General features: G+C 73.1%; 16 protein-coding genes and 2 pseudogenes. 7 read left to right on the top strand and 11 right to left on the bottom strand.

Features of this window, described 5'->3' with window-relative positions; translation table 11 throughout:
• Positions 1-54 precede the first annotated feature (54 nt).
• From K7854_RS27770 to K7854_RS27760, 3 genes are all read right to left on the bottom strand, one after another.
• Positions 55-822, bottom strand: coding sequence for an SDR family NAD(P)-dependent oxidoreductase (locus K7854_RS27770; RefSeq protein ID WP_226029287.1), 768 nt, complete (start codon positions 820-822; stop codon positions 55-57).
• A 112-nt stretch (positions 823-934) separates the two neighbouring features.
• Complete coding sequence (locus K7854_RS27765; RefSeq protein WP_226029286.1) at positions 935-2,392, bottom strand: MFS transporter; 1,458 nt, start codon at positions 2,390-2,392, stop codon at positions 935-937.
• Positions 2,389-2,667: an Atu4866 domain-containing protein gene (locus tag K7854_RS27760; protein ID WP_226029285.1), complete on the bottom strand. Its 279-nt coding sequence runs from the start codon at positions 2,665-2,667 to the stop codon at positions 2,389-2,391. The genes K7854_RS27765 and K7854_RS27760 overlap by 4 nt, the downstream gene beginning before the upstream one ends.
• A gap of 140 nt (positions 2,668-2,807) precedes the next feature.
• Here K7854_RS27760 and K7854_RS27755 point away from each other — a divergent pair, with 140 nt between their 5' ends.
• From K7854_RS27755 to K7854_RS27745, 3 genes and pseudogenes are all read left to right on the top strand, one after another.
• Positions 2,808-3,656, top strand: a complete 849-nt coding sequence (locus tag K7854_RS27755) for a helix-turn-helix transcriptional regulator (protein WP_226029333.1) — start codon at positions 2,808-2,810, stop codon at positions 3,654-3,656.
• Between the two features lie 260 nt (positions 3,657-3,916).
• Positions 3,917-4,096, top strand: a pseudogene (locus K7854_RS27750) (IS5 family transposase); the annotation flags it as partial.
• A gap of 82 nt (positions 4,097-4,178) precedes the next feature.
• Entirely contained in the window at positions 4,179-4,745 is a 567-nt protein-coding gene (locus tag K7854_RS27745; RefSeq protein WP_098027181.1) for a DUF4291 domain-containing protein, read from the top strand.
• 115 nt (positions 4,746-4,860) lie between these two features.
• Here K7854_RS27745 and K7854_RS27740 read toward each other — a convergent pair whose 3' ends face one another.
• From K7854_RS27740 to K7854_RS27725, 4 genes are all read right to left on the bottom strand, one after another.
• Positions 4,861-5,118 carry a helix-turn-helix domain-containing protein gene (locus tag K7854_RS27740; RefSeq protein ID WP_226029284.1) on the bottom strand — a complete coding sequence of 86 codons (258 nt, stop codon included), beginning with the start codon at positions 5,116-5,118 and terminating at the stop codon, positions 4,861-4,863.
• Positions 5,118-5,609: a DUF2975 domain-containing protein gene (locus K7854_RS27735; protein WP_226029283.1), complete on the bottom strand. Its 492-nt coding sequence runs from the start codon at positions 5,607-5,609 to the stop codon at positions 5,118-5,120. Before K7854_RS27735 ends, K7854_RS27740 begins: the two co-directional genes overlap by 1 nt.
• A 105-nt stretch (positions 5,610-5,714) precedes the next feature.
• On the bottom strand, positions 5,715-6,860 hold the full coding sequence (locus K7854_RS27730) for an FAD-dependent oxidoreductase (RefSeq protein WP_226029282.1): 1,146 nt from the start codon (positions 6,858-6,860) through the stop codon (positions 5,715-5,717).
• A gap of 133 nt (positions 6,861-6,993) precedes the next feature.
• A complete protein-coding gene (locus K7854_RS27725; protein WP_226029281.1) occupies positions 6,994-7,713 on the bottom strand; it encodes a TetR/AcrR family transcriptional regulator in 720 nt (239 codons plus the stop codon).
• 143 nt (positions 7,714-7,856) lie between these two features.
• Between K7854_RS27725 and K7854_RS27720 the strand changes: the two genes are divergently transcribed.
• Together K7854_RS27720 and K7854_RS27715 are read left to right on the top strand one after the other, a co-directional pair.
• The gene (locus K7854_RS27720) at positions 7,857-8,387 is read left to right on the top strand and encodes a GNAT family N-acetyltransferase (RefSeq protein ID WP_226029280.1); all 531 of its coding nucleotides are present in this window, start codon (positions 7,857-7,859) and stop codon (positions 8,385-8,387) included.
• Between the two features lie 254 nt (positions 8,388-8,641).
• Entirely contained in the window at positions 8,642-11,791 is a 3,150-nt protein-coding gene (locus tag K7854_RS27715) for a discoidin domain-containing protein (protein WP_226029279.1), read from the top strand.
• A 25-nt stretch (positions 11,792-11,816) separates the two neighbouring features.
• Here the strand turns inward: K7854_RS27715 and K7854_RS27710 are convergent, their stop codons facing one another.
• Positions 11,817-12,413 carry a hypothetical protein gene (locus tag K7854_RS27710; protein WP_226029278.1) on the bottom strand — a complete coding sequence of 199 codons (597 nt, stop codon included), beginning with the start codon at positions 12,411-12,413 and terminating at the stop codon, positions 11,817-11,819.
• Positions 12,414-12,453: 40 nt separating this feature from the next.
• Between K7854_RS27710 and K7854_RS27705 the strand changes: the two genes are divergently transcribed.
• Both K7854_RS27705 and K7854_RS37555 read left to right on the top strand, forming a co-directional pair.
• A complete protein-coding gene (locus K7854_RS27705; RefSeq protein ID WP_226029277.1) occupies positions 12,454-12,984 on the top strand; it encodes an HIT family protein in 531 nt (176 codons plus the stop codon).
• Between the two features lie 37 nt (positions 12,985-13,021).
• Positions 13,022-13,186, top strand: a pseudogene (locus K7854_RS37555) (SDR family NAD(P)-dependent oxidoreductase); the annotation flags it as partial.
• A gap of 77 nt (positions 13,187-13,263) precedes the next feature.
• On the opposite strand, the gene K7854_RS27695 reads toward K7854_RS37555, so the two are convergent.
• The 3 genes from K7854_RS27695 to K7854_RS27685 all read right to left on the bottom strand — a co-directional run.
• Positions 13,264-16,518 carry a family 78 glycoside hydrolase catalytic domain gene (locus tag K7854_RS27695; RefSeq protein WP_264087819.1) on the bottom strand — a complete coding sequence of 1,085 codons (3,255 nt, stop codon included), beginning with the start codon at positions 16,516-16,518 and terminating at the stop codon, positions 13,264-13,266.
• 83 nt (positions 16,519-16,601) lie between these two features.
• Entirely contained in the window at positions 16,602-19,997 is a 3,396-nt protein-coding gene (locus K7854_RS27690) for a glycosylhydrolase-like jelly roll fold domain-containing protein (protein ID WP_226029276.1), read from the bottom strand.
• Between the two features lie 77 nt (positions 19,998-20,074).
• On the bottom strand, positions 20,075-20,593 hold a 519-nt coding region (locus tag K7854_RS27685; RefSeq protein WP_226029275.1), incomplete at its 5' end, for a LamG domain-containing protein.

Here is a 20,593-nt window from a genome sequence, read left to right as displayed (position 1 = left end):
CCGTGACGGGCGCGGGCAACACCGCAACCGCCGGCGCCACGCTCGGTGGCCCGCTCAGGCCGCGGTGAAGCCGCCGTCCGCGGCGAGCACGGCGCCGGTGACGAAGGAGGACCGCGGCGAGGCCAGGAAGCACAGGACCTCCGCGACCTCGCGGGGCTGTGCCACCCTGCCCAGGGGGTGGACGTCCGCGAAGGAAGCGAGGTAAGCACGGCTGTCGGGGCGGAAGGTGTCCAGGAAGTCGGTCTCGATGACACCCGCGGCCACGAGGTTGGCACGGATGCCCAGCGGACCGCCCTCCAGGGCCAGCACCTTGGTCAACTGGGCCAGAGCGCCCTTCGAGGCGCTGTAGGCGGCACCCTCGGGCAGCCCGACGGTGGACGCGTAGGAACCGGTGCTGACGATGGCGCCGCCGCCGCGCTCCGCCATGGCCCGGAAGGCTTCGCGGGCGAAGAGGAAGGCGCCGCGGGCGTTGACGTCCATCACGTCGTCCCAGTCCTGGGCGGTGGTGTGCGTGACCGGCTTGTTCAGGGTGCGTCCGGCGTTGTTGACCAGGATGTCCAGCCCGCCGAAGGCGTCGACGGCGGTCGCCACCGCGCGGGTGGCGGTCTCTTCCGAGGTGACGTCGCCGGTCGCCGTGACGACTCCGGGGAACTCCTCGGGCAGCGAGGCGAGTTCGGTGCGTATGTCGAGGGCGACCACGCGGGCGCCACGGGCGTGGAGCAGGGCCACGGTCTCCTTGCCGACGCCACGCGCGGCGCCGGTCACGAGAGCCGTCCGTCCGCCGAACTCGGCGGTTTCGGTGGGGTGGGTGGCGGATGTCATGAGGGAGTTCTCCAGTACGTCGGTGGTCGGGGCGGCCGGTGGTCGGGGGCGGGGTACGCGGTGACGGTTGGCTCGGCAGGGGGTGGAGCCGGGGGCCATGGGGGCCACGTCGTCAGGGATCTCGGCGGTCCGGCCCGGACCGGACGAGCAGGGTGGCGCCCAGGCCGGCGAGCACGGTGGCGACGATGACGGCGGTACCGGCGCCGTAGCCCGCCAGCGGGTCGGCCGGGTCCGCCTGCTGTCCGGCCTCGACGACCGCGGTGACGAGAGCCAGCACGACGGCGCCGCCGATCTGCATGAAGGTGTTGAGCAGGGCTCCTGCCAGTCCCTGGTCCCGGTCGGGCACTCCGGACACCGCGCTCATGTTCAGCGCGGGGAACGTGGCCGCCGTTCCGATCCCGTTGACGACCATGACCGGCAGGACCACGGTGAGGAAGGAACTGTCGGGGCCGAGGCGGAAGAACAGGGCGTAGGACAGCGCGAGGAGCAGCATCCCGGCGGCGATCGTCCTGGGCACGCCGAACCGGGCGGCGAGCCGTCCCGCGAACGGCGCCAGCGCGCCGTTGGCGAGGCCGAGCGGGACGAAGGCGCCGGCGGTCTGCAGCGGTGTCCAGCCCAGCACGTTCTGCAGGTGCAGCGTGGCGAGGAACGCGAAGGACGTGTAGGCGCCCCACATGGCGAAGATCGTCAGGTTGGTGCCGGCGGTCGCCCGGCGGGTGAGGAAGGACAGCGGGACCAACGGCCGGCGCGCGCGGGACTCGACCCGCAGGAACAGGACGAGCAGGCCGACCGCGGCGGCGAACAGGACGAGGGTACGGCCGGAGAGCCAGCCGTGCGACGGAGCCTGCGCGAGGGCGTAGACCAGCAGCACCAGCCCCGCGGTGGCCGTCAGCGCGCCGGGCACGTCGATCTTGTCGCGGGTGCCGCCCCGGGGGTCCGCCGGAAGGAGGCGGCGCCCGGCGAACAGTGCCCCCACGGCGAGCGGCACGGGGAGGGCGAAGACCAGGCGCCAGGAGAGTTCGGTGAGTACGCCGCCGAGGACGAGTCCTCCGACGAAGCCGCAGGCGCCCGCGGTGGCGTACCACCCGAGGGCACGGCCGCGGCGCGGGCCCTCGGGCCAGCCGGTGGTGATCAGGGAGAGCGCCGCCGGGGCGAGGAATCCCGCGGCGACCCCCTTCGCCAGCCTCGCCGCGATCAGCAGGCCCCCGGTGGGAGCGAGCGCTCCGAGTACGCTCACCGCCCCGAAGACGGCGACCGCGGTGAGGAAGACCCGTCGCCGTCCGAACAGGTCGGCGACCCTGCCGCCGAGGAGGAGGAAGCCGCCGTAGCCGAGGGCGTACGCGGAGACGACCCACTGCAGGGAGCCCGACGTCATGCCGAGGTCGCGCTGAATGGCCGGCAGGGCCACGCCCACGTCCGAGAGGTCGACGGTGTCCATGAAATGAGCCGCGCACAGGACCAGCAGGGCCCAGGTACCGGGCGTCGGGGACGCCTCGTGAGCCGCCTCGGTGCCGGGGGCGCCTGCGGTATCACGGACGCCTGCGGCGGCGGGGCCTCCGTCCTTCCTCACGAGGGCTCCTCCTCGCGGTACAGCACGAGGTGCTCGTGGTGGAGCACGCCGTCCCGCAGGTCTCCGGTGGCGGTGAAGCCGGTGTCGTCGACGTAGTCGATGTGGTTGCCGGTCACCGTGTACCGGCCGGTGTACGCGCTGCGCCGGTCCCCCCGGGCCTCGTCGTAGCGCCCGTCCGGCAGCAGTTCCTGACGGATGTGGCCGTCCGCGGTGACCCACATGCCGACCACGTCGGCGTTCCCGGGGCTTCGGTCGCCCCGCGCGTTCGCTGTCATCGGGATTCCCCTTCTCGGTGAGCGGTGTGTGCCCGACCGAGTCTGCGCAGGTCAGCCTGGTGCTACCAGGGCGCTCTCTGCCTGGGTGCGGCACACCCAGGAAGCACACCGGAGCACCGCCTAGCCTTGGGAGCATGGGCATCGACGACAACCAACTCGGGGAGTTCCTGCGCGCCCGCCGCGCCGGACTGCGGCCGCGGGACGTCGGCATGGCGAGCCATGGCGTGCGCCGGGTCGCCGGTCTGCGCCGTGAGGAGGTCGCCGTCCTGGCCGGGGTCAACGCCGACTACTACACCCGCCTTGAGCAGGGACGCGAGCGCCATCCCTCACCGCAGGTGCTGGACGCTCTCGGCCGCGCGCTGCTCCTCGACACGGACGCCCGCCTGCACCTGCACCGCCTGGCGGGGTTCTCACCCGTCGGCGGCCGGGACTCGCTGCACGTCGCCGAACGGGTCAGTCCGGAGCTGCGTCAGCTGATGGACGGTTACGCCCACACCCCGGCCTTCGTCATGAGCCGCACCCTGGACCTCCTGGCCGCCAACGCCCTGGCCGACGCGCTCTACGCCCCGTTCACGCCCGCGGACAACCTGGCCCGCATGACCTTCCTGGACCCGGCGGGCAGGCAGTTCTACCGGGACTGGGACCGGGCCGCCCAGGCCGCCGTCGCCAACCTGCGCCAGGCGGCGGGCTTCGATCCCGAACACCCGCGTCTGGCCGACCTGGTGGACACGCTCACCGGGCACAGTGCCGTGTTCCGGCGCCTGTGGGCGGAGCACTCCGTGCGCGGCAAGACACGGGACGCCAAGCAGTTGCTCCACCCGGACGTGGGCCCTCTCTCGCTGACGTACCAGTCCTTCGACGTCCGCGACGCGCCGGGGCAGCAGCTCGTCATCTACCACGCCGAGCCGGGCAGCCCGTCGGCCCACGCCCTGACCCTCCTCGGCTCCCTGCACGCCGGCGAGCGGCAGACCGCGCCCGGCAACGCCTGACGGTGAGCCCCCGGCCCCGCACCGCTCCGGCCGGGGACGTACGCCCCGGGAACGCACGCCCCTAGGGCGTGTATCGAAAGTGGATCTTGAGGTGAGATGATCTCGCTTTGTGGCACGTGGTGATCTGACGGATGCGCAGTGGGTTCGCCTGGAGTCGCTGTTGCCAGCGGGCAAGAAGCCGGGGCGCCCGCCGGTGTGGACCCGGCGGCAGCTGATCGACGGCAGAAGATTCCCCTTTTCCTTGCTCCGGCGGCGTGCTGGTGGGCTCGCACGGCGGCCGTCCGCCGAAGTTCGACAAGACCGATTATCGCGAGCGCCACGCAGTGGAGTGCGGGATCAACCGCTTCAAGAGGCACCGCGCGGTGGCCACCCGCTACGAGAAACTCGCCGTCCGCTACGAAGCGACTGTCCTCGTCGCGGCCATCAACGAGTGGCTGTGACCAGCACTTTCGCAACCGGCTGCGCGGCAAGTGCGAGAAAACGGTTCGCGAGGCTCATGGGACGGATGGCAGGGTGCGGCGCATGGCACCCCAATATCAGATTCGTGCCGACTACGACGCTCGCACGATCGTGGTCTACCAGGCGTACACGCCTGCCATCGCCGACGCGGCACTGCGGGCGGGCCGCTTCGTTGCGCCGTTCTCATTCCACAGGATGACGTGGATCAAGCCGTCGTTCATGTGGCTGATGCACCGCAGCAACTGGGCCCGCAAACCCGGTCAAGAGCGCGTTCTCGCGGTGCGAATAACGCGGGAGGGCTGGGAGGAGGCTCTGTCCCAGGCCGTGCTCACGACCGCGGACCCGGCGGCCGTCGCCGAGGCGGCCGTCCATGTCCAGTGGGACCCGGAGCGCTCGCCGCGCGGGGCGGCGCTTAACCACTACAGCATCCAGGTCGGCATTGGCCGCCATCTGATTCGCACGTTCACCGACGACTGGATTGTGAGTCTCACCGACCTCACCCCGCAGGTCCGCAAGGCCGCTTCCCTGACACAGACTGGGCATGCCGCAAAAGCCCAGCGGCTGTTCCCCGCAGAGCGCGCCTACCCGCTGCCTCGGGCACTGGAAAACCGCCTTTCCTCAGGTGGGTGACTGCCGACTGCCACGGAGCCGGGTTACACCGCGCCGATTGACACCTGACGCCGATGAAACGGTTCCTGCCACCACTTTCGATACACGCCCTAGTCGGCGCCGAGGTGCGCGGAGGCTACGAGCCCGGACCGGTGGACGCCGTCCCGGAGGGTACGGCCTCCGTCGCCTCTCCGGCCTCCCAGCGCAGCAGGTCCCCGGGCTGGCACTCCAGTACCTCGCACAGCGCCGCGAGCGTGGTGAACCGCACCGCCTTGGCACGGCCGTTCTTGAGCACGGCCAGGTTGGCGGGGGTGATGCCGACCCGGTCCGCGAGCTCGCCCACGGACATCTTCCGCCTGGCCAGCATCACGTCGATGTCCACGACGATCGGCATCAGATCACCTCGGCCAGCTCGGCCCGCATCCGCGACGCCTCCACGTCCCGCGCGACGGCCTGGGCGAGCAGCATCCGCAGCACCAGCACGACGAGTGCCACTCCGAAGACGGCCAGCGCGGCTCCGCCCAGCAGGAGCACGACGCCCGGGGCGACGGCCTCCCCCGGTGCCAGCACGACCCCGAGCGCGAACACGAGCAGGGAGGCGGCCAGGAAGGCGCCGATCATCCGGTGCACGTGGCGGAACGCGGCCAGGGAGAACACGGTGCCGCGCCGCACCATCGTCACCAGCCGCCACACACAGACCAGGACCACCTGGACAGCCACCACGCCGAGGACCACGATCGTGAGGATCGGGACGAGCCGGCCGGACAGGGCGCTGTCCTGGACGTCGACGGCCAGCAGGACCGCCATCACCGTCTGCACGAACACCGAGCCGGCGAGCAGTGCCACGAGCACGGCGCGCAGCGCGAGCACGGTCAGTTTTCCCATCGCCACTCCTTCGATCGAACCACGATGGGAATCTATCGTTTCTCGATAGGTCAGGCAAGGCGTGGCCACCCCGTCACGCGGTCACCCCTTGAGGCGGTCACCCCTTCAGGCGGTCTCCTCCGGGCCGGAGGTGAAGAAGTCGACCATCCGCTTCAGGCCGTCCGGGCCGAACATGCTGTCCAGGCTGCCCGCGGACTCGACGGCGGAGGCTTCGCTGCGCGGGAAGAGCGCTTGTTCGTACGCGGTGAGCGCGGCCTCCGTGTCGCCGCGGTGGGCGGCGAGGGCGAGGGCGAGTTCGGCGCCGTCGTACATGGCGAGGTTGGCACCCTCGCCCGCGAAGGGGGACATCAGGTGGGCGGCGTCGCCGAGCAGGGTGACGCCCGGCGTCCGCTGCCAGCGGTGGCCGACGGGCAGGGCGTGGATGCGGCGCGGGGTGATGGTCTCCGCACGGGCCACCAGGCCGCGCAGGTCCTCGTCCCAGCCGTCGAAGTGGGCGAGGACCGCGGCCTTGGCGGCGGCGTGGTCGGTGAAGTCGATGGTGTCGATCCAGCCTTCGTCCGCCCGGAGCGCGGTGTAGACGTGGAGGCTGCCGTCGGTCTCGCGGTGCGCGAGGAGGCCGCGCCGGTCGCCCAGGCAGATGAAGAAGCCACCGCCGACGACGGCCGCACTGCGCGGGTGCCGGATGTCGGCCTCGTGCAGGTCGGTCTCCACGAAGGAGATGCCCGTGTAGGCGGGTTCGGCGTCCGAGAGCAGCGGCCGGATGCGGGACCAGGCCCCGTCGGCGCCGACGAGGAGGTCGGTGGTGATGACGGAGCCGTCGGAGAAGGCGACCTCGTGCCGGCCGTCGCCCAGCGGGCGGGCGCCGGCGGCCTTGCGGCCCCAGCGGACCGTGCCGTCGGGCAGCGAGTCCAGCAGCAGGTCCCGCAGCTCGCCCCGATCGACCTCGGGGCGGCCGCCGTCACCCTCGTCCTCCATGGCGAGGTGGACGGTGCCGTCGGGGCCGACCAGGCGCATCGCCTGACCGCCCGGATGGATGATCTTCCGGAACTCGTCGTGGAGACCGGCGGCGCGGATCGCCTGCTGGCCGTTCTCCTCGTGAATGTCGAGCATGCCGCCCTGCGTGCGGGCCTGCGGGCCCGCCTCCAGGTCGAAGACCGCGGACTCGATTCCGTTGACGTGCAGGACTCGGGCGGCGGTGAGGCCGCCGAGGCCGCCGCCGATGATCGCGATGGGGTGGTGGTCGGTGCTCATGGTGGCCTCCAGGGTGCGCTGGCGGGTGGGGGCGGTCCACGACTGGACTGCCCTTCGAGAATAACGAACATGTTCGTAGCGAACAAGTTCGTTCCAGGTCGCGTATCGCGGAGGCCCTGGTGCCCGGCCGTTCTCAGTCGGCCGCACCCCGCGCCGGGCCGGGAACGGGGCCCGGGACGGGCGTGTGGACGATGCCGTTGACCAGCACGTCGAAGGTCCAGCGCATGCGGTCGTGGGCGGAGCCGCCGATCAGGTCGGGCATGTGAGAGGTGATCGCGGGATGGGTGGCCGCGTCCGCGGTGCGCAGGGCTCGGACGGTGGCGTTCCAGTCGTCGACGGACGCCGGGTCCTGCTCGCGGGCCGACTGTTCGGCGGCGGTGGCGGTGGCGACCTGCAGGAGCTTGTCCACCCCCCAGGCGACCTGTGCCTGCGGCGCCCCGCTGCGGGAGAGCAGTGCGAGGATGCGCTCCACCAGCCGCAGGTAGTTCTCACCGCTGGGGCGGGCGACCAGGGCCGACCGGGCGAGCTGGGGGTGCGCGAACAGGACGAGGGTGTACGACGTCAGCACGGCGCGGAGCTGCTCGCGCCAGCCGCCCTCGGCATCCGTCCCGCCGAGGTCGACCTCGCCCAGCAGCGCGTCCAGTACGGCCGCGTGCAGTTCGGCGGTGTTGGCCACGTAGACGTAGAGGGAGGCGGGACCGGTGTCCAGCTCCTGCGCCAGGCGGCGCATGGTGACCTTCTGCAGGCCCTCCGCACGCATGATCGCCACCGCCGTGTCGACGATCCACCGCCGGGACAGAGCGGGCTTCGCCGGGCGCTCCCGGCGGCTTGTCGGATCTCTTCTCGCTGACATGACCCCGATCGTAACGAACACGTTCGTCCGGCGGACGGGACCGGGTCCGCCGACGCCCCCTCGCCGGCGCCCCAGCGGTGCTGCCGGGCCAGCTCGGTTGACCGAAGCGCTCGGTGACTGCGGCGGGCTGTTACTCTCCGCGCATGTCAGACCTGGGATCCATCGCCTGGCCGCCCGCACCGATCGAGACCGGCAGACTCGTGCTCCGTGAGGCCGAGGACCGGGACCGCGCGGCGTTCGTCGAACTGCTGGCGTCGCCGGAGGTGCACACCTATCTCGGCGGCCCCCGGCCGCGGGCCGAACTCGAGCGCGAGCTGCCCCTGGCACCCGGGCGCCGGCCGGGGAGTTTCGTCGTCGATCTCGACGGGGCGATGATCGGTCAGGTCCTGCTCAGGAGGGCGACGGAGCATCTGCGCCCGGCCGCCGCGGGGAAGGTCGATCTCGGCTATCTGTTCCTGCCGCGGGCATGGGGGCACGGATACGCCGCCGAGGCCTGCGCGGCGGCGCTCGACTGGCTCGACGGCGTCCTCCCCGGCGAGCCGGTGGTGCTCGCCACCCAGACCGCCAACTCCCGCTCGATGCGCCTCGCGGCGAAGCTGGGATTCACCGAGGTCGAACGGTTCCGGGCCTGGGACGCCGAGCAATGGCTGGGCCGGCGGGACCGCCCTGTGTGACGCTTTGCCCAGGGCAACGACCCCCGGGCGCGACGACGGCCCGAGGAGCCCGCGGCCGATACGTCCGCGGGCGGGGGGCGCGGTCGAGAACTGACGTGCTGTGCCCATGAGTTGACAGGCGTCGAAGGTACCGGCCGCTGGAACCGCGGTCCGTGACGGGTGCATCTGTTCGATCCGTGCCATTGACACGCCGCTCCGGGGCATTCGAGGATGGCCCCCGTTGACAACGTTGTCGCCTGGTGAAGAGGACCAACATGGGCCCCATTTCCGTCCCTCTCGGCCGCAGGCTCCTGCTGCGACTGTTCGGCGTGACCGGCGCCGCGGCCGCCCTCCAACCGGGCCTGGTGTCCCCGTCGGCCGCCGCCGCCACAGCCTCTGACGCCGCCTCCGGCTCCGCCCGGAGCGTCGACCCGCCGGACGACGTCGCCGCCACGTACCACCGCGTGCTGCTGCGGCACACCCGCTGGTCCGAGACGCAGTGGGACGAGGCCAAGGGGGCGTACACCGACCAGTACTTCGGCTTCGCCGTCGTCCTCGGGCATGCCGTGCTGCTGACCCACGGGACCTTCGACGAGGAGGCGGCCGGCGTCGACCGGGAGACGCTCAGGCGCCGCACCCTGGCGACCCTGCGCCACTTCGCCGCCTCCAACCGGCTCACGGGCGGCACCCAGTGGGGCCGCACGCTGTTCTTCGACACCACCTTCCAGTCGTACTTCATCCTCGCGGCGCACCTGTTGTGGGACGAGCTCGACGCCGACACCCGCGCCGCGGTGGACACCATCACCCGCGAACAGGCGGCGTACACGCACTCCCTCGGCACCGGCGACGACCCGTACTCCGGCGACTGGACCCCGAACGGGCTCAAGGGCGGATACGTCGGCGACACCAAGCTGGAGGAGATGGGGCTGTACGCGCAGACCCTCGCTCCGGCGCTGGCCTGGGCACCGGACGACCGGCGCCGTGCCGAGTGGGCGACCGACTACGGCACCTGGTCGCGCAACGAGGGCGGCCTGCCACCGGCCGACCTGGCCAACCCCGCCCGGGTGGACGGGGTCCCGGTCTCGCACAACACCGCGCACAACGCCTACGACACCTTCATCGTGGAGAACCACGGCTCGTTCGGGCCGCACTACCAGGAGGAGATGTGGCGCACCTCGGGGCGCAACGCGGCGCACTTCCTGGCCGCGGGCCGGCCGCTGCCCGAGGTGCTGACCCGGCAGCCCAACGCGGAGCCGCTGTGGCGGACGCTGCTGGGCGTGATGTCGGACGCGGGCGAGCCGCTGATGCCGATGGTGGACGACCGCGAGCACCTGTACGGCAGGGACGTCATACCGCTGGCCTTCCTGTCCCGGGTCGCGGGAGACCGGGCGGCGGCCCGCGCCGAGGCGGAGCTGGCCTCGCGTCTGGAGGCCTACCAGGCGTATCCGCCTCAGTACCGGCTGGCGAAGTTCTCGGGTGAGCCGAAGTACGAGCCCGAGGCGCGCGCCGAACTCGCCATCAGCTATCTGCTGCACGTGTGGCCGGACGCGGGGCCGCGGGTGAGTCCCCTGTCGCGCGCGGAGTTGTTCGCGTACGCGTCGGGTGTCACCGACTTCGGGACCGGTCCCGGTCTGGTGTCGCACCAGTCCCCCGCGGCCTGGGCGGGTGCGGTGACGAAGCCCGGGTTCGTGAAGTTCGCCTGGCAGCCGGCGCACGACGACTGGCTGTTCCGGCTCGGCGGGGACACGCCGATGTTCCTGCCCTCGACCGCCGTTGAGGTGTCCGGCAGGACGGTGCGCGTGCACACGGCGCTGCGGGACGGGTTCGACGGCAGCGCCACGGTGCTGCGTCTGGGCGAGGGCTTCGCCGGGTACGCGACGCTCCCGACGGGCGGGGTCGTCTACGCCTGCGAGGGGCCGGTGGCGGGCGGTTCGCGGCTCGACGTGCACAACCTCACGATGCCCGGTGTGGCGGGTCTCGACGGCAGCCGCACCTACCGGTTCGCGGAGGGTTCGGCCACGGTGCGCGCGCAGGACGCCACGGACTCGGCCGCGGGACGGGTCGACGAACTGGCCTTCACCCGGACGACGGTGCGGCACATACGCATGCTGGGCGTCCAGCCCGACCCGACGTACGGGTACTCGCTGTACGCGGTCGAGGTGCGGGACGGGGCCGAGGGGCCCGACCTCGCACGAGGGGGCACCGCGACGGCCTCCTCGCAGTCGGCCGGCATGGCGCCGGGGCTGGCGGCGGACGGCGATGCGGGGACCCGCTGGGCGGTCTCCCGCGAGGACCGGAAGCGGGCGGACAGCTGGTGGGCCGTGGACCTGGGCGCCGAGCGTGCGCTGGACCGGGTCACGCTGCGCTGGGAGGCGGCGGCCGGCCGCTCCTACCGGATCCAGGGTTCCTCCGACGGCGAGCGGTGGACCGACCTGGCGACCGGCCCGGCCCCCGCGCTGCGCAGCCGCGGCGGGTGGCTCGACGTGGACGGCCGTGCGGGGCTGGTGGTTCGCGGCGGGGACGAACACGCGCTGGCCGTGTACGGCGACACGATCGTCCCGGCCGAGGGGGCACGGGAACCCGTCGTGATCGAGGGCCACTGCGGGGCGTCCGCCGACGAACTGCGTGCGCTGGCGGGGAGCGCCGCGCCCACCGCCGCGGACGGCCGGGTCAGCGCGGCTCGGACGGACGGGTACCTGTCCCTGTTCAACCTCTCGGCCGAGGAGGTGGAGACGCAGGTCGCGGTGCCCCAGCGGGGCGGACGCCGGGAGGTCTACGAGGGCGAGCAGACGGTGACCCGGGAGGGCGTCGACTACCGTGCGCGGCTGGACCCGGCGACTGCCGCGCTGCTCGCGCCGCGCTTCACCCTCACCGCGCTGTCCGGCCGGACGCTGCCGTCCGGGCTGCGGGTCCGGGTGGCCGACGGGGCGACCCTGCACCTGTCCGGCGCGCGCTGCCGGCTGCGGATCGAGGCGCAGGGCCGCAGCACCGACGTCACGGTGCGGGGCGGAGGCGAGACCCGCGTGACGCTGCGCGGCGCGCGGGCCTTCCCGCTCCACGACCACGCCCTGGGCCGGAACACCTTCCCGACGAGTCCGCTGCCGCCCGGGATGTCCCGTCCGGACGCCGCGGTGGACGGCGACCCGGACACGGCGTGGCGCCCCGGCCGGGACGGCCGCATGGTCGTCGACCTCGGGGCCCGCACCGAGGTGCGGTGGGTGGAGGCGCAGTGGCGGACCGGGGCGGCCCCGGCGGCCCGGGTGGAGTTCAGCACCGATGGGGTGAGCTATCGACGTGCCGGGACCCTGGACGGCCACGGCCGGGTGCGCCGGCTCACCCGTGCGGGGTCGGTTCGGTACGTCGCGGTGACGGTGCAGGGTGCTCCGCATGCGCACGAAGGGCTGATCAGGTTCTCCGTGGGCTGATGCCTCGCCCGGGACGGACGGCCGTTCAGCCGGAGGGCGGCCGAGTCCGCCGCAGGTGTGCGAGTTCGTCCGCGCGGCGGTGGTCCTTCGGGCGGCCGAGGGACCGCCGCATGCGGATCAGATCGTCGAGCGCGGCGTAGCGGATGGTGAAGCCCGCCGGGTCGCGGGTGGTCTCGGCCCGGGTCAGGCAGGGCGTCACGTCCAGGTCGCCCCAGCGCAGGGCCGGGGTGCACAGGTCCCCTTCGGCGCCGGTGGTCCGGTAACCCACCTGTTCGCGGTCGAGATCCGGCAGTTCGGTGCAGCCGCAGGCGGCGAGGGCGTCCCGCAGGGCGTCCGCCTCCTCGGGTGTGCCGTCCCACAACAGGTCCAGGTCTCCGGTCAGTTCGGTGGAGCCGTGCATGATGCCGGCGACCTGTCCGACGACCACCGCGTGCGATCCGGCGTCGTCCAGCGCCCGGAGGAGGGGAAAGGGGTCGAAGCCCAGCGCCCCGTCCGTGGCGAAGGTACCCCGCACGTCGTCGGCCTCCTCCGAGCGGCGTCCGACGGGAGCACGCTCCCGAGTGGCATGCCGGATCCGGTCAATCGCCCGCCGCAGGCGCAGCGCAGCTGTCGTCTGACTCATTGCTCCATCCAACCCCCCCGGCCAGCTGTAGGTTGAAGCTGTGACGGGTGACTGGCGGACGGATCGGATCGGGACCGCGCTCAGGGGCGAGAACCCCACCGTGCTGCGACGGTTGACGGCCGGATTCGCGGTGATCGGGGATGTTCAGTTCCTGCCGGGCTACTCGGTCCTGCTCGTGGACGAGCCAGGCGTGCAACGGTTGTCGGACCTGCCGAGGGCCAGGCGCCTGTCGTTCCTGTCGGACATGGACCGGCTCGGGGAAGCCGTCGAGCGCGCCTGCCGGCGGCTTGACCCTGCCTTCCGCCGGGTCAATCTGGAGATCCTGGGGAACACGGATCCCTTTCTGCACGCGCATGTCTGGCCCCGCTTCGAGTGGGAGCCTGCGGATGTGGTGGGTCTTCCGGTGTGGCTCTATCCGCGTGAACGCTGGAGTGCGGAAGAGTTCAGGCTCGGCCCGCAGCACGACGCACTGCGCGAGGCCATCGGCACGGAACTGGACCGGGGCTCGCCAACGCCGTCGACGCCACCGCGGTCGCTTCCTCCGGATGAGACGACCGCGGTGACGATGTGACGGGTGCGCCGTGGGCGCCGTTACGCGGTCACCGGGCAACACCTGCTCGGTGACGGCGACCGCGGGCCTGCCCCAGCGGGCGCTGTACAGCGCGAGCAAGGGCGCCGTGCAGTCCCTGACCCTCGCCATGGCCGGCGACGACATCCATGAGGGCATCCGCGGGTGCAGGGCGGGGCCGGGGTCCGGGAGGACGGGACCATGGCCTTCCTGGCCCCCCGGCGAGGAGCGGGAGTCACGACCACGTTCCGGGGGGCCTGGAGTGACCGCCGGCTCCGTGTCCTAGCGGTCGCGGGTCACGGCCGACCGGAAGGTCCAGTGGCCCGAGCCGACCTCGTACACGGCCTCTCCTCCCGTCAGGTGCAGCAGCCGTGCCCCGTCGGGCGCCTCGGCACGGTCGCCGTCGACCGGTACGTGCACCTCCGCGCTGCTGCCCGCGGGGACGTCCACGGTGAGGCGGAAGCGGCCGTCCGAGCGTTCCCAGTCAGTGCGCGCGACGCCGTACGGGGTCCGGTACGAGCCCGACGCGGAGGTCATGTCGCCCTCCACCGCGGGGTCCACGAGGAGTTCCGCGTAGCCGACGGAGTCCTCGGTCTGGGCGATGCCCGCGACGCGGGTGGTGAACCAGGAGTCGATGGCACCGAGCATGAAGTGGTTCTGGGACTGGCCGGGTCCGCCGTCCCAGGACTCGCCCAGGGTGGTGTTGCCGGCGAGTACCTGGTAGCCGTAGCTGGGGCTGGTCGTCCGGGTGGCGATGGCGTGCACGAGGTCGTCGCGGTCCGCCCCGCTCAGCACCCGGAAGGCGGCGGGCAGCGAGATCTCGCCCAGGACCAGGTGGTTTCCGGCGTCCGCGATCGCACCGGTGAAGTGGGCGAGCAGCCGGTCCCGCTGTCCGTCCGGGTAGGCCCCCATGTCGAGCGCGAGTGCCTCGGCGCCGTGTCCGCCGCCGCCGAAGGTGCCGGTGGCGGCGTCGTAGTACTTCGCCGTCAGCGCCGCCACGCTCGCGGCGGCCTTGTCGCGGTACGCGTCGGCCGCAGCGGTGTCGCCGAGCAGCGAGGCGATGCGGCCGAGGGTGTCGACCACCCGCCAGTACCCGTAGGTGCCCGCCACGGCGCGCGGGAAGGTCCGGTCGGGGGTGAACCAGTCGCCCAGGCCGTAGTCGAGGATGCCGTCGGCGACCTGGGTCTCCAGGAAGGCGGCGTAGCGCCGCATGTCCGGGTAGTACGTCTCGAGCGTCTGGCGGTCTCCGTAGGTGAGGTAGAGCTGCCAGGGGACGAGCACGAAGGCGCCGCCCCAGTTGGCGTCGTTGCGGTAGGCGCCCGGGAGGCTGGTGTACTCCGGGACGGTGCTCGGGACCAGCCCGTCGGTGGTCTGCGCGTCGGCCATGTCCCGGACGATCTTGCGGAGGTAGGACCGCATGTCGTAGTTGCCCGCGAGGGCGGGGAAGACGAGCTGGTTCTGTTCGAGCCAGCCGAGCTTCTCGCGGCTCGGGCAGTCGGTGAGCACGCTCATCATGTTGCCCTCGATGGAGCGGCGGATCAGCGAGTGGATGCCGTTGATCAGCGGGTCGGAGCTGGTGAAGTCGCCGGCCGAGGTGTTGTCGGTGCGCAGGACTTGCCCTCGGACGCTCACCCTCGCGTTCTCGGGCACGCCGCGCAGTTCCAGGTAGCGGAAGCCGTGGTAGCTGAAACGGGGATGCCAGGTCTCGGTGCTCCGGCCGCCGGTGGTGTAGCTGTCCCAGAGGGGAGCGCCGACGTTGCTGATGGACTGGAAGGCGTGGCCGTCCTTGAGGCTCTCGGCCGGGTAGACACGGATCGCGGTGCCCTTCGGCGCGCTGACGGTGAGCTCCGGCCGGCCCGCGATGTTGCGGCCCAGGTCGAAGACGCGGCTGCCCTCGGCACCGTCGACCTCCTTGCCCTCCAGGGTCTCGACGACGCGGATCGGCTCGGTCTCCCGGGCGCTGAGCCGGGCGGGCCGGTCGGCGGTGCCGGGGCCCGCCACCGCGACCGCGTGCCGCCAGGCGCGCCGGTCGCCGGCCGGCTCGTCCCACCGCGGGATCTCCCGGCGGGCGTCGTAGTCCTCGCCGCCGTACCAGTTCGAGGCGGTGGTCGGGCCGAGCGTGGTGCGCCAGTCGTCGCCGCTGGTGATCGTGCGGACCCGGCCGTCGGCCAGGGTCACCTCGAGCCGGGCGATCAGTTTGGGGTCGCTGAGGTTGCCGTACAGCTTGCGGTAGCGGTCGGCGGTGCTGATCACGTTGGACATGCCGTTGCCGAGGGCGACACCCAGGGTGTTGGCGCCGGTGCGCAGTTGGCCGGTGACGTCGTAGGTGGCGTACTGGACGCGTTCGGCGAAGTCCGTGTTGGCCGGCTCCAGGACCGCGTCGCCCACCGGTTCGCCGTTGAGGGTCGCCTCGTAGACGCCCAGTCCGGCCATGTAGAGGCGGGCGCTGCGGACCTGCTTGGGCAGGGTGAAGTCGTCGGTGAGCAGCGGAAGTCCGGCGGGCAGGTAGGGGGTGGGCTGCCGCTGGCCGGTGACTTCGGCGAGCCGGGTGGCGGGCCCCTCGGCGCTGTCTGCCGCGGAGACGGTGTAGTCGGCGGGGAGGCCGGGGATCCGGCCGTCGTCGGTGAGGACGTCGGCGCGGGGGTAGAGCGCCACCTCGTCGAAGGTCTTCGCGGTCTTCAGGTCGAGGGTGAGGGTGATCGGTGCGTCGGCGACGTCCGGACCGGTGTGCGCGGCGCTGGAGTAGCCCGCCGCGGTCTGCAGGGCGCTGTTGGGCAGGCCGTCGACGGCCAGGGCGGGTTCCCAGGTCTTGCGCACGGTGTTGCTCTCGGACGCGGTGACCGCGGCGCCGCGGGCCAGGCCGGTGGTGGCGGTGCCGGAGTCGCGGACGTCGATCTCGCCGAGCTGGAGGCGCCAGGTGCGGCCCGGGAAGGACTCGGCGAGCGGCAGGCCGAGCCGGGTGACGTCCAGTCGTACGTAGCGCGCGGTGGTGCGGGGCAGGTGGACGACGACCGGTTCGACGGCCCTCTCGCTCAGCCGCCAGTCGGGGTGGGTGATCCACTGCGCGTCCCAGTCCGACTGGCGGGTCAGGCCGGTCTCGAAGACGGCGGCGGTGCTCCAGCCGCTGTGCCGGTTCCCGGTGCCGGACCAGAGCATGACGCGCCAGTACACCTTGGCCCGGGAGCCCGGGTCCTTCCCGGCGTACGTCGTCCCCGGCACCGGCGACTCGACCCTCCCGGAGTCCCAGAGGTCGGGGCGGGAGGCCCGGAGCCGCTGGAGGGAGGTGGCCGCCTGGACGCGGTAGGCGGCCTGGCGTGTGTTCCGGGCGCGGGCGGTGGTCTGCCAGCTGAGGTCGGGGGTGGTGTCGTCGATGCCGAGGGCCTCGGTCAGGTGCTGGGTGCGCAGGGCGGTCGGGGCGATGGTGCCGGTGGCCGCGGCGTCGGCGGTGACCGCGCCGGCCAGCAGGGTGACGAAGGCGGTGACACCGGCGAGGGCGGCGGCGGTTCGGTGTCTGCCGGACGGGTTCGTGCTGGGCATGGCGGCTCCTTGCCGGGCGGGCTGATGCGGACGGTGGCGGTGCGGACGGGGCGGGGTGGTCTCGGACGGGGCGGGATCCGGTGTCAGACGCGGCGCAGCTCGACGGTGGTCCGGCGCCGGAAGCGCAGGCTCACGGGGCCGAGCAGGCCGGACGGCAGGGGCTTCTTGCGCTCGTTGGACAGCGTGTTGGCGACCCGGACCCGCAGCCTGTTGCGCCCGGCCCGGAGGTGCCCGGTGACGTCGGCCACGAACGGGGCCCACAGCAGCGGTGGCAGCGCGGTGCCGTTGACGGACACCTCGGCGACGTCGCGGACGTCACCGAGGTCCAGCAGGACGCGGCGGCCGTGCAGCCGGGCGGCGTCGACATCGATGTCGGTGGTGTACGTGGCGCTGCCGGAGAACAGCTCGTCGTGCTCCGTCCAGCTCCCCAGGGGCCCGGTGACGGGTTCGGCACCCTCGCGTTCGAAGGTGAGGGTCCAGTCGCCGTCCACCGGGAGCGGCGCGAGCGGATCGTCGACGCGCACGGTGCCGTGGTAGCGGTGGCCGCCGTCGGCACCGACGAGCCGGTGGCTTCCGGCCGCCGAGGCCTCCACCGTGGCGCGCAGGACGTGCCCGTGGCGTTCCACGGACAGGACCGGCACCGTCGATTCGGTGAGATGGGGCCGCTCGCGGTGGCCGCCCCGGACCACGACGACGGCGGTCCGGTAGGGGTCCAGGTCCAGCGGCACCCGTACGCCGTCCTTGGTGGCCCGGTACACGGGGGCGGGTCCGCCGGTGCCGGTCGCGGGGTCCCAGGTCTCGGGCAGGCCGGTGGCCGGGAGCGCGGCGACGGTGCGCACTCGCGCGCCGCTCTCGTTGTTGATCAGGAAGACGGTGTCGGCGCCCCGGCGCACCCGCAGCACCCGGACGGCGTCCCGGGCCGGGTCCAGGACGGCGGCCGCGGTGCCGGCCTCGGCGGCGGCGGCTCCGAGCGCGTCGGTGTCCGCGACCCGGACGGCGTGTCCGCGGCCGAGCGACCTGCGGGCGGGTACCCGGTCGCCGAACAGGTCGGCGAGGGCGTGGGCGAGGGTGCGGTCGCCGCCGTCGGCCTCCTCGGTCTCCAGCGGGCCCACGGCGACGACGGTGCCGCCGGCCCGGACGAACGCGCGCAGCACGCCCACGCCGTCGGCGTCCAGGACCGGTGTCCGCGGGATCACGACGAGGTCGTAGGCGGCGGCCCCGACGACCAGGCGTCCCGTGCGGATCTCGGCGTGCGCCAGCAGCGCGGGGTCGCCGGTGAGGGCGCCCTCGTGCAGCAGGTCGAAGTCCACCTGGGCGCGCTCCAGGGCGTAGGCCGCCTCGGCGAGCGGGGCGTCCACGTCCTGCTGGCGGTCCGTGCCGGCCCACTGCTCGGCGGCCCGCTGCGGCTGCAGCAGCGCGGTGCGGGCGGCGGAGGTGCCGCGGCCGGCCTCCATCACCCGGCCGATCCACTCGGCGAGCGGCCGCATGGCCCACCACCAGGGGGCGCGCGGGCCGAAGGGCGGCGGGAAGTACACGCGGCTCTCGTCGGTCCACAGGGCGTGCAGCACCGTCAGGTTGACGCCGCGGGCGGCCTGCGCGCCGACGGTGGCGTGCACGAAGCCGGGGGTCACCTGCCAGCCCATGTTGCCGAACATCTCCAGAAGAGCCCGCTCGCGGCCCATCTGGTGGGCCACGGACACCGGGTTGCGCGGGATCATGGTGGGCTCACCGGCCACGTACTCGGCGGTGATGATGTCGCCGCCGGGCACCTGGGCCCACTGGTTGACCTTGTGCAGGTCGCCGGTGGAGGCGATGCGTTTGGCGGGGGCGGTCTCGTCGTAGAGCGGGTTGGTGATCAGGGCGACACCGCGCTTCTCGTACCACTGGGACTGCTTGCGGAAGGCGGTGGCGAAGCGGTCGGAGACGGCCTGCCAGTAGGTGCCGCAGGCGATGCGGCCAGAGCGGCCGAGGTCGTCGAAGGCGGCGGCGTAGGCGGTGCCGGGGGTGACGCCGACGGTGCGCAGGGCCCGGTCGAGGGCGGGTGACCAGGGCAGGCGCTTGAAGTGGGCCTCGGCGGAGGCGAAGAACGGCTCGTCGTCCCAGAAGCCGGGGACGACCGTGCCGAAGTAGCGCCCGAACCGGCGGTGGTACTCGCCGGGGACGATGTCCAGGAACAGCTCGACCGGTTCGTCGTCGAGCAGGTCGACGTAAGCGCGGCTGTAGCCCTGGCTGTCGTCGACGAGGAGCACGCCGCCGAAGAGGTCGACCTGCCACTCCCCCGCCGGGACCTGCCAGGTGTGGCGGCCGGTCAGGCGGTCGGTCAGGTCCACGACGTCGGTGGCGGCGGTGGCCGCCGCGGGCCGGGCGGCGGCGGCCGCGACGGTGAATCCCGCGGCCGGCAGCGCGCGTTCGGGGAAGTCGCCCGCGGCGGCGGAGCGGTCGAAGGCGCCGGTGTACAGGGGGGTGCCGTCGGCCGCCTCGACGGTGAGACTCTCCCACACCGCGCGCTGGTCGCCGACGGCGCGCACGCCGACTCCGCCCGCCTGCTCGGTCAGGTCCTCCAGGGTGCCCTTGTCCTTGCCGTCGAGGGTGACGGAGAGGCCGTTCGCGCGGAGGGTGACCCGGAGGGTGTGGAACTTGGTCTTGTTGAAGCCGTCGGTGCGGGTGCTGCGCAGCAGTTCGGCCGGTTCCGCACCGTCGGTCAGGCGCTCGACGGTGACCACGCCGGTCTGGTCGAAGGCGACGGCGTACCCGGTGCGCCCGTCGGCCGAGGCCCGTACGACGAGCCCGGCCGCGCCGTGCTCGGCCTTCGCGCTGCCGGTGACGGTGCTCTCGCCCCACCCCGTGCTGTCCCTCAGGACGGCGGCGCCGTCGAGCACCGCCGCGTCCGCCACCAGCCGCCCCGCCTCCACGCCGACGCCGGTGCTGCGCCGGAGGTCGATCGACGCGGGCCCGCGCACCACGGTGGTGGAGCGGGCGAGTGCCTTCAGGCGCAGCTCGGGCCGGGGGGCGTAGGTGCGGAAGCCGACCTGTCCGCCCTTGACGATGAACTCGCCCGCGCGGCCGCTCGGGAAGTGGTCGTCGTTGAACAACCAGACGCGCATGCCGGTGCGTTCTGCGGTGCGCAGGACGTGGCCGACGATGTCGAACCACTCCTCGGTGAAGAACACCGGCGTCATCTCGGCGTTGTCGAAGGAGAAGAGGATCACTTCGTACATCCCCTTGGACCTCAGGTCCGCGAGCTGGCGGTCCACGAGTTCGGGGGTGACGGGACCGTTCCAGTACCAGTAGACGGTGGGGCGGCTGTCGGGGCGCGGGTCGGCGAAGTGCCGGGCGGACCAGGCGTCGCGCTCGTGGCGGGACGGACCGGCCGGCGGACCGGCGGCACGGGCGGCGTCGGGCAGGCCGACGGCGGCCAGGGCGCCGGTGGCACCGGCCGCGGCCACGAAACGGCGTCTGGACAGGGGGTGTTCGGGCATGGCTGGGCTCCCGGGTGGTGGTGTGGCGCGGCCGGGCCGCGGTGGTGGTGTGGTGCGGCGGGCCGCGGTGGTGGTGATCAGCCCTGGGCCAGGTGCCGTACCTGGTCGGCGGTGAGGGCGCGGTTGTGCAGCCGGAAGTCGCGGACTGCGCCGTGCAGGTAGGGGTGGGTGCCGTTCTGGGACCGGCCCAGGTAGTTCCGGCTGGTCCGGCCGAGCAGGAGCGGACCGGCGACCATGGCCGGGTTCCGCCCGGCTTCGGTGCCGTCGACGTAGAGCACACCGGTGCCCTCGCCGAGGGTGAGCGCCACGTGGGTCCATCGGCCGAGGGGAAGCGGTCCGGTGGCGTCGACGAAGTCCTCGGCCTCCATTCCGGCGATCTTCAGGGCGGCGCGGGCCCGTCCGGCACCCGTGGTCGCGGTGAGGAAGAGGTACGTGTCCTTGCTGTAGCCCAGGTCGAAGACGCGGACGGAGGGAGCGAGGGCGTCGACGCGGACCCGCGCGGACACGGTCAACTCCGCCAGTCCGGCCGGCAGTCCGGCGGGCAGCACGACGTGGCCGTCGCGCCCGTCGAGCGTCACCGCGGTCGCGCCGCCCCC

Source organism: Streptomyces hyderabadensis, assembly GCF_020404845.1.
GTDB lineage: Bacteria > Actinomycetota > Actinomycetes > Streptomycetales > Streptomycetaceae > Streptomyces > Streptomyces hyderabadensis.
Note: the sequence above shows the minus strand (reverse complement) of the source record. Positions and strands in the feature narration are given on the sequence as shown.

What these genes read in the sequence shown, in the direction of transcription:
- K7854_RS27740 (WP_226029284.1), bottom strand. Translation starts at nt 5,118, where the DNA reads ATGCCGATCGTCGTGGACATCGACGTGATGCTGGCCAGGCGGAAGATG.
- K7854_RS27690 (WP_226029276.1), bottom strand. Translation starts at nt 19,997, where the DNA reads ATGCCCGAACACCCCCTGTCCAGACGCCGTTTCGTGGCCGCGGCCGGT.
- K7854_RS27720 (WP_226029280.1), top strand. Translation starts at nt 7,857, where the DNA reads ATGTCAGACCTGGGATCCATCGCCTGGCCGCCCGCACCGATCGAGACC.
- K7854_RS27770 (WP_226029287.1), bottom strand. Translation starts at nt 822, where the DNA reads ATGACATCCGCCACCCACCCCACCGAAACCGCCGAGTTCGGCGGACGG.
- K7854_RS27725 (WP_226029281.1), bottom strand. Translation starts at nt 7,713, where the DNA reads ATGTCAGCGAGAAGAGATCCGACAAGCCGCCGGGAGCGCCCGGCGAAG.
- K7854_RS27745 (WP_098027181.1), top strand. Translation starts at nt 4,179, where the DNA reads ATGGCACCCCAATATCAGATTCGTGCCGACTACGACGCTCGCACGATC.
- K7854_RS27715 (WP_226029279.1), top strand. Translation starts at nt 8,642, where the DNA reads ATGGGCCCCATTTCCGTCCCTCTCGGCCGCAGGCTCCTGCTGCGACTG.
- K7854_RS27760 (WP_226029285.1), bottom strand. Translation starts at nt 2,667, where the DNA reads ATGACAGCGAACGCGCGGGGCGACCGAAGCCCCGGGAACGCCGACGTG.
- K7854_RS27710 (WP_226029278.1), bottom strand. Translation starts at nt 12,413, where the DNA reads ATGAGTCAGACGACAGCTGCGCTGCGCCTGCGGCGGGCGATTGACCGG.
- K7854_RS27735 (WP_226029283.1), bottom strand. Translation starts at nt 5,609, where the DNA reads ATGGGAAAACTGACCGTGCTCGCGCTGCGCGCCGTGCTCGTGGCACTG.
- K7854_RS27730 (WP_226029282.1), bottom strand. Translation starts at nt 6,860, where the DNA reads ATGAGCACCGACCACCACCCCATCGCGATCATCGGCGGCGGCCTCGGC.
- K7854_RS27695 (WP_264087819.1), bottom strand. Translation starts at nt 16,518, where the DNA reads ATGCCCAGCACGAACCCGTCCGGCAGACACCGAACCGCCGCCGCCCTC.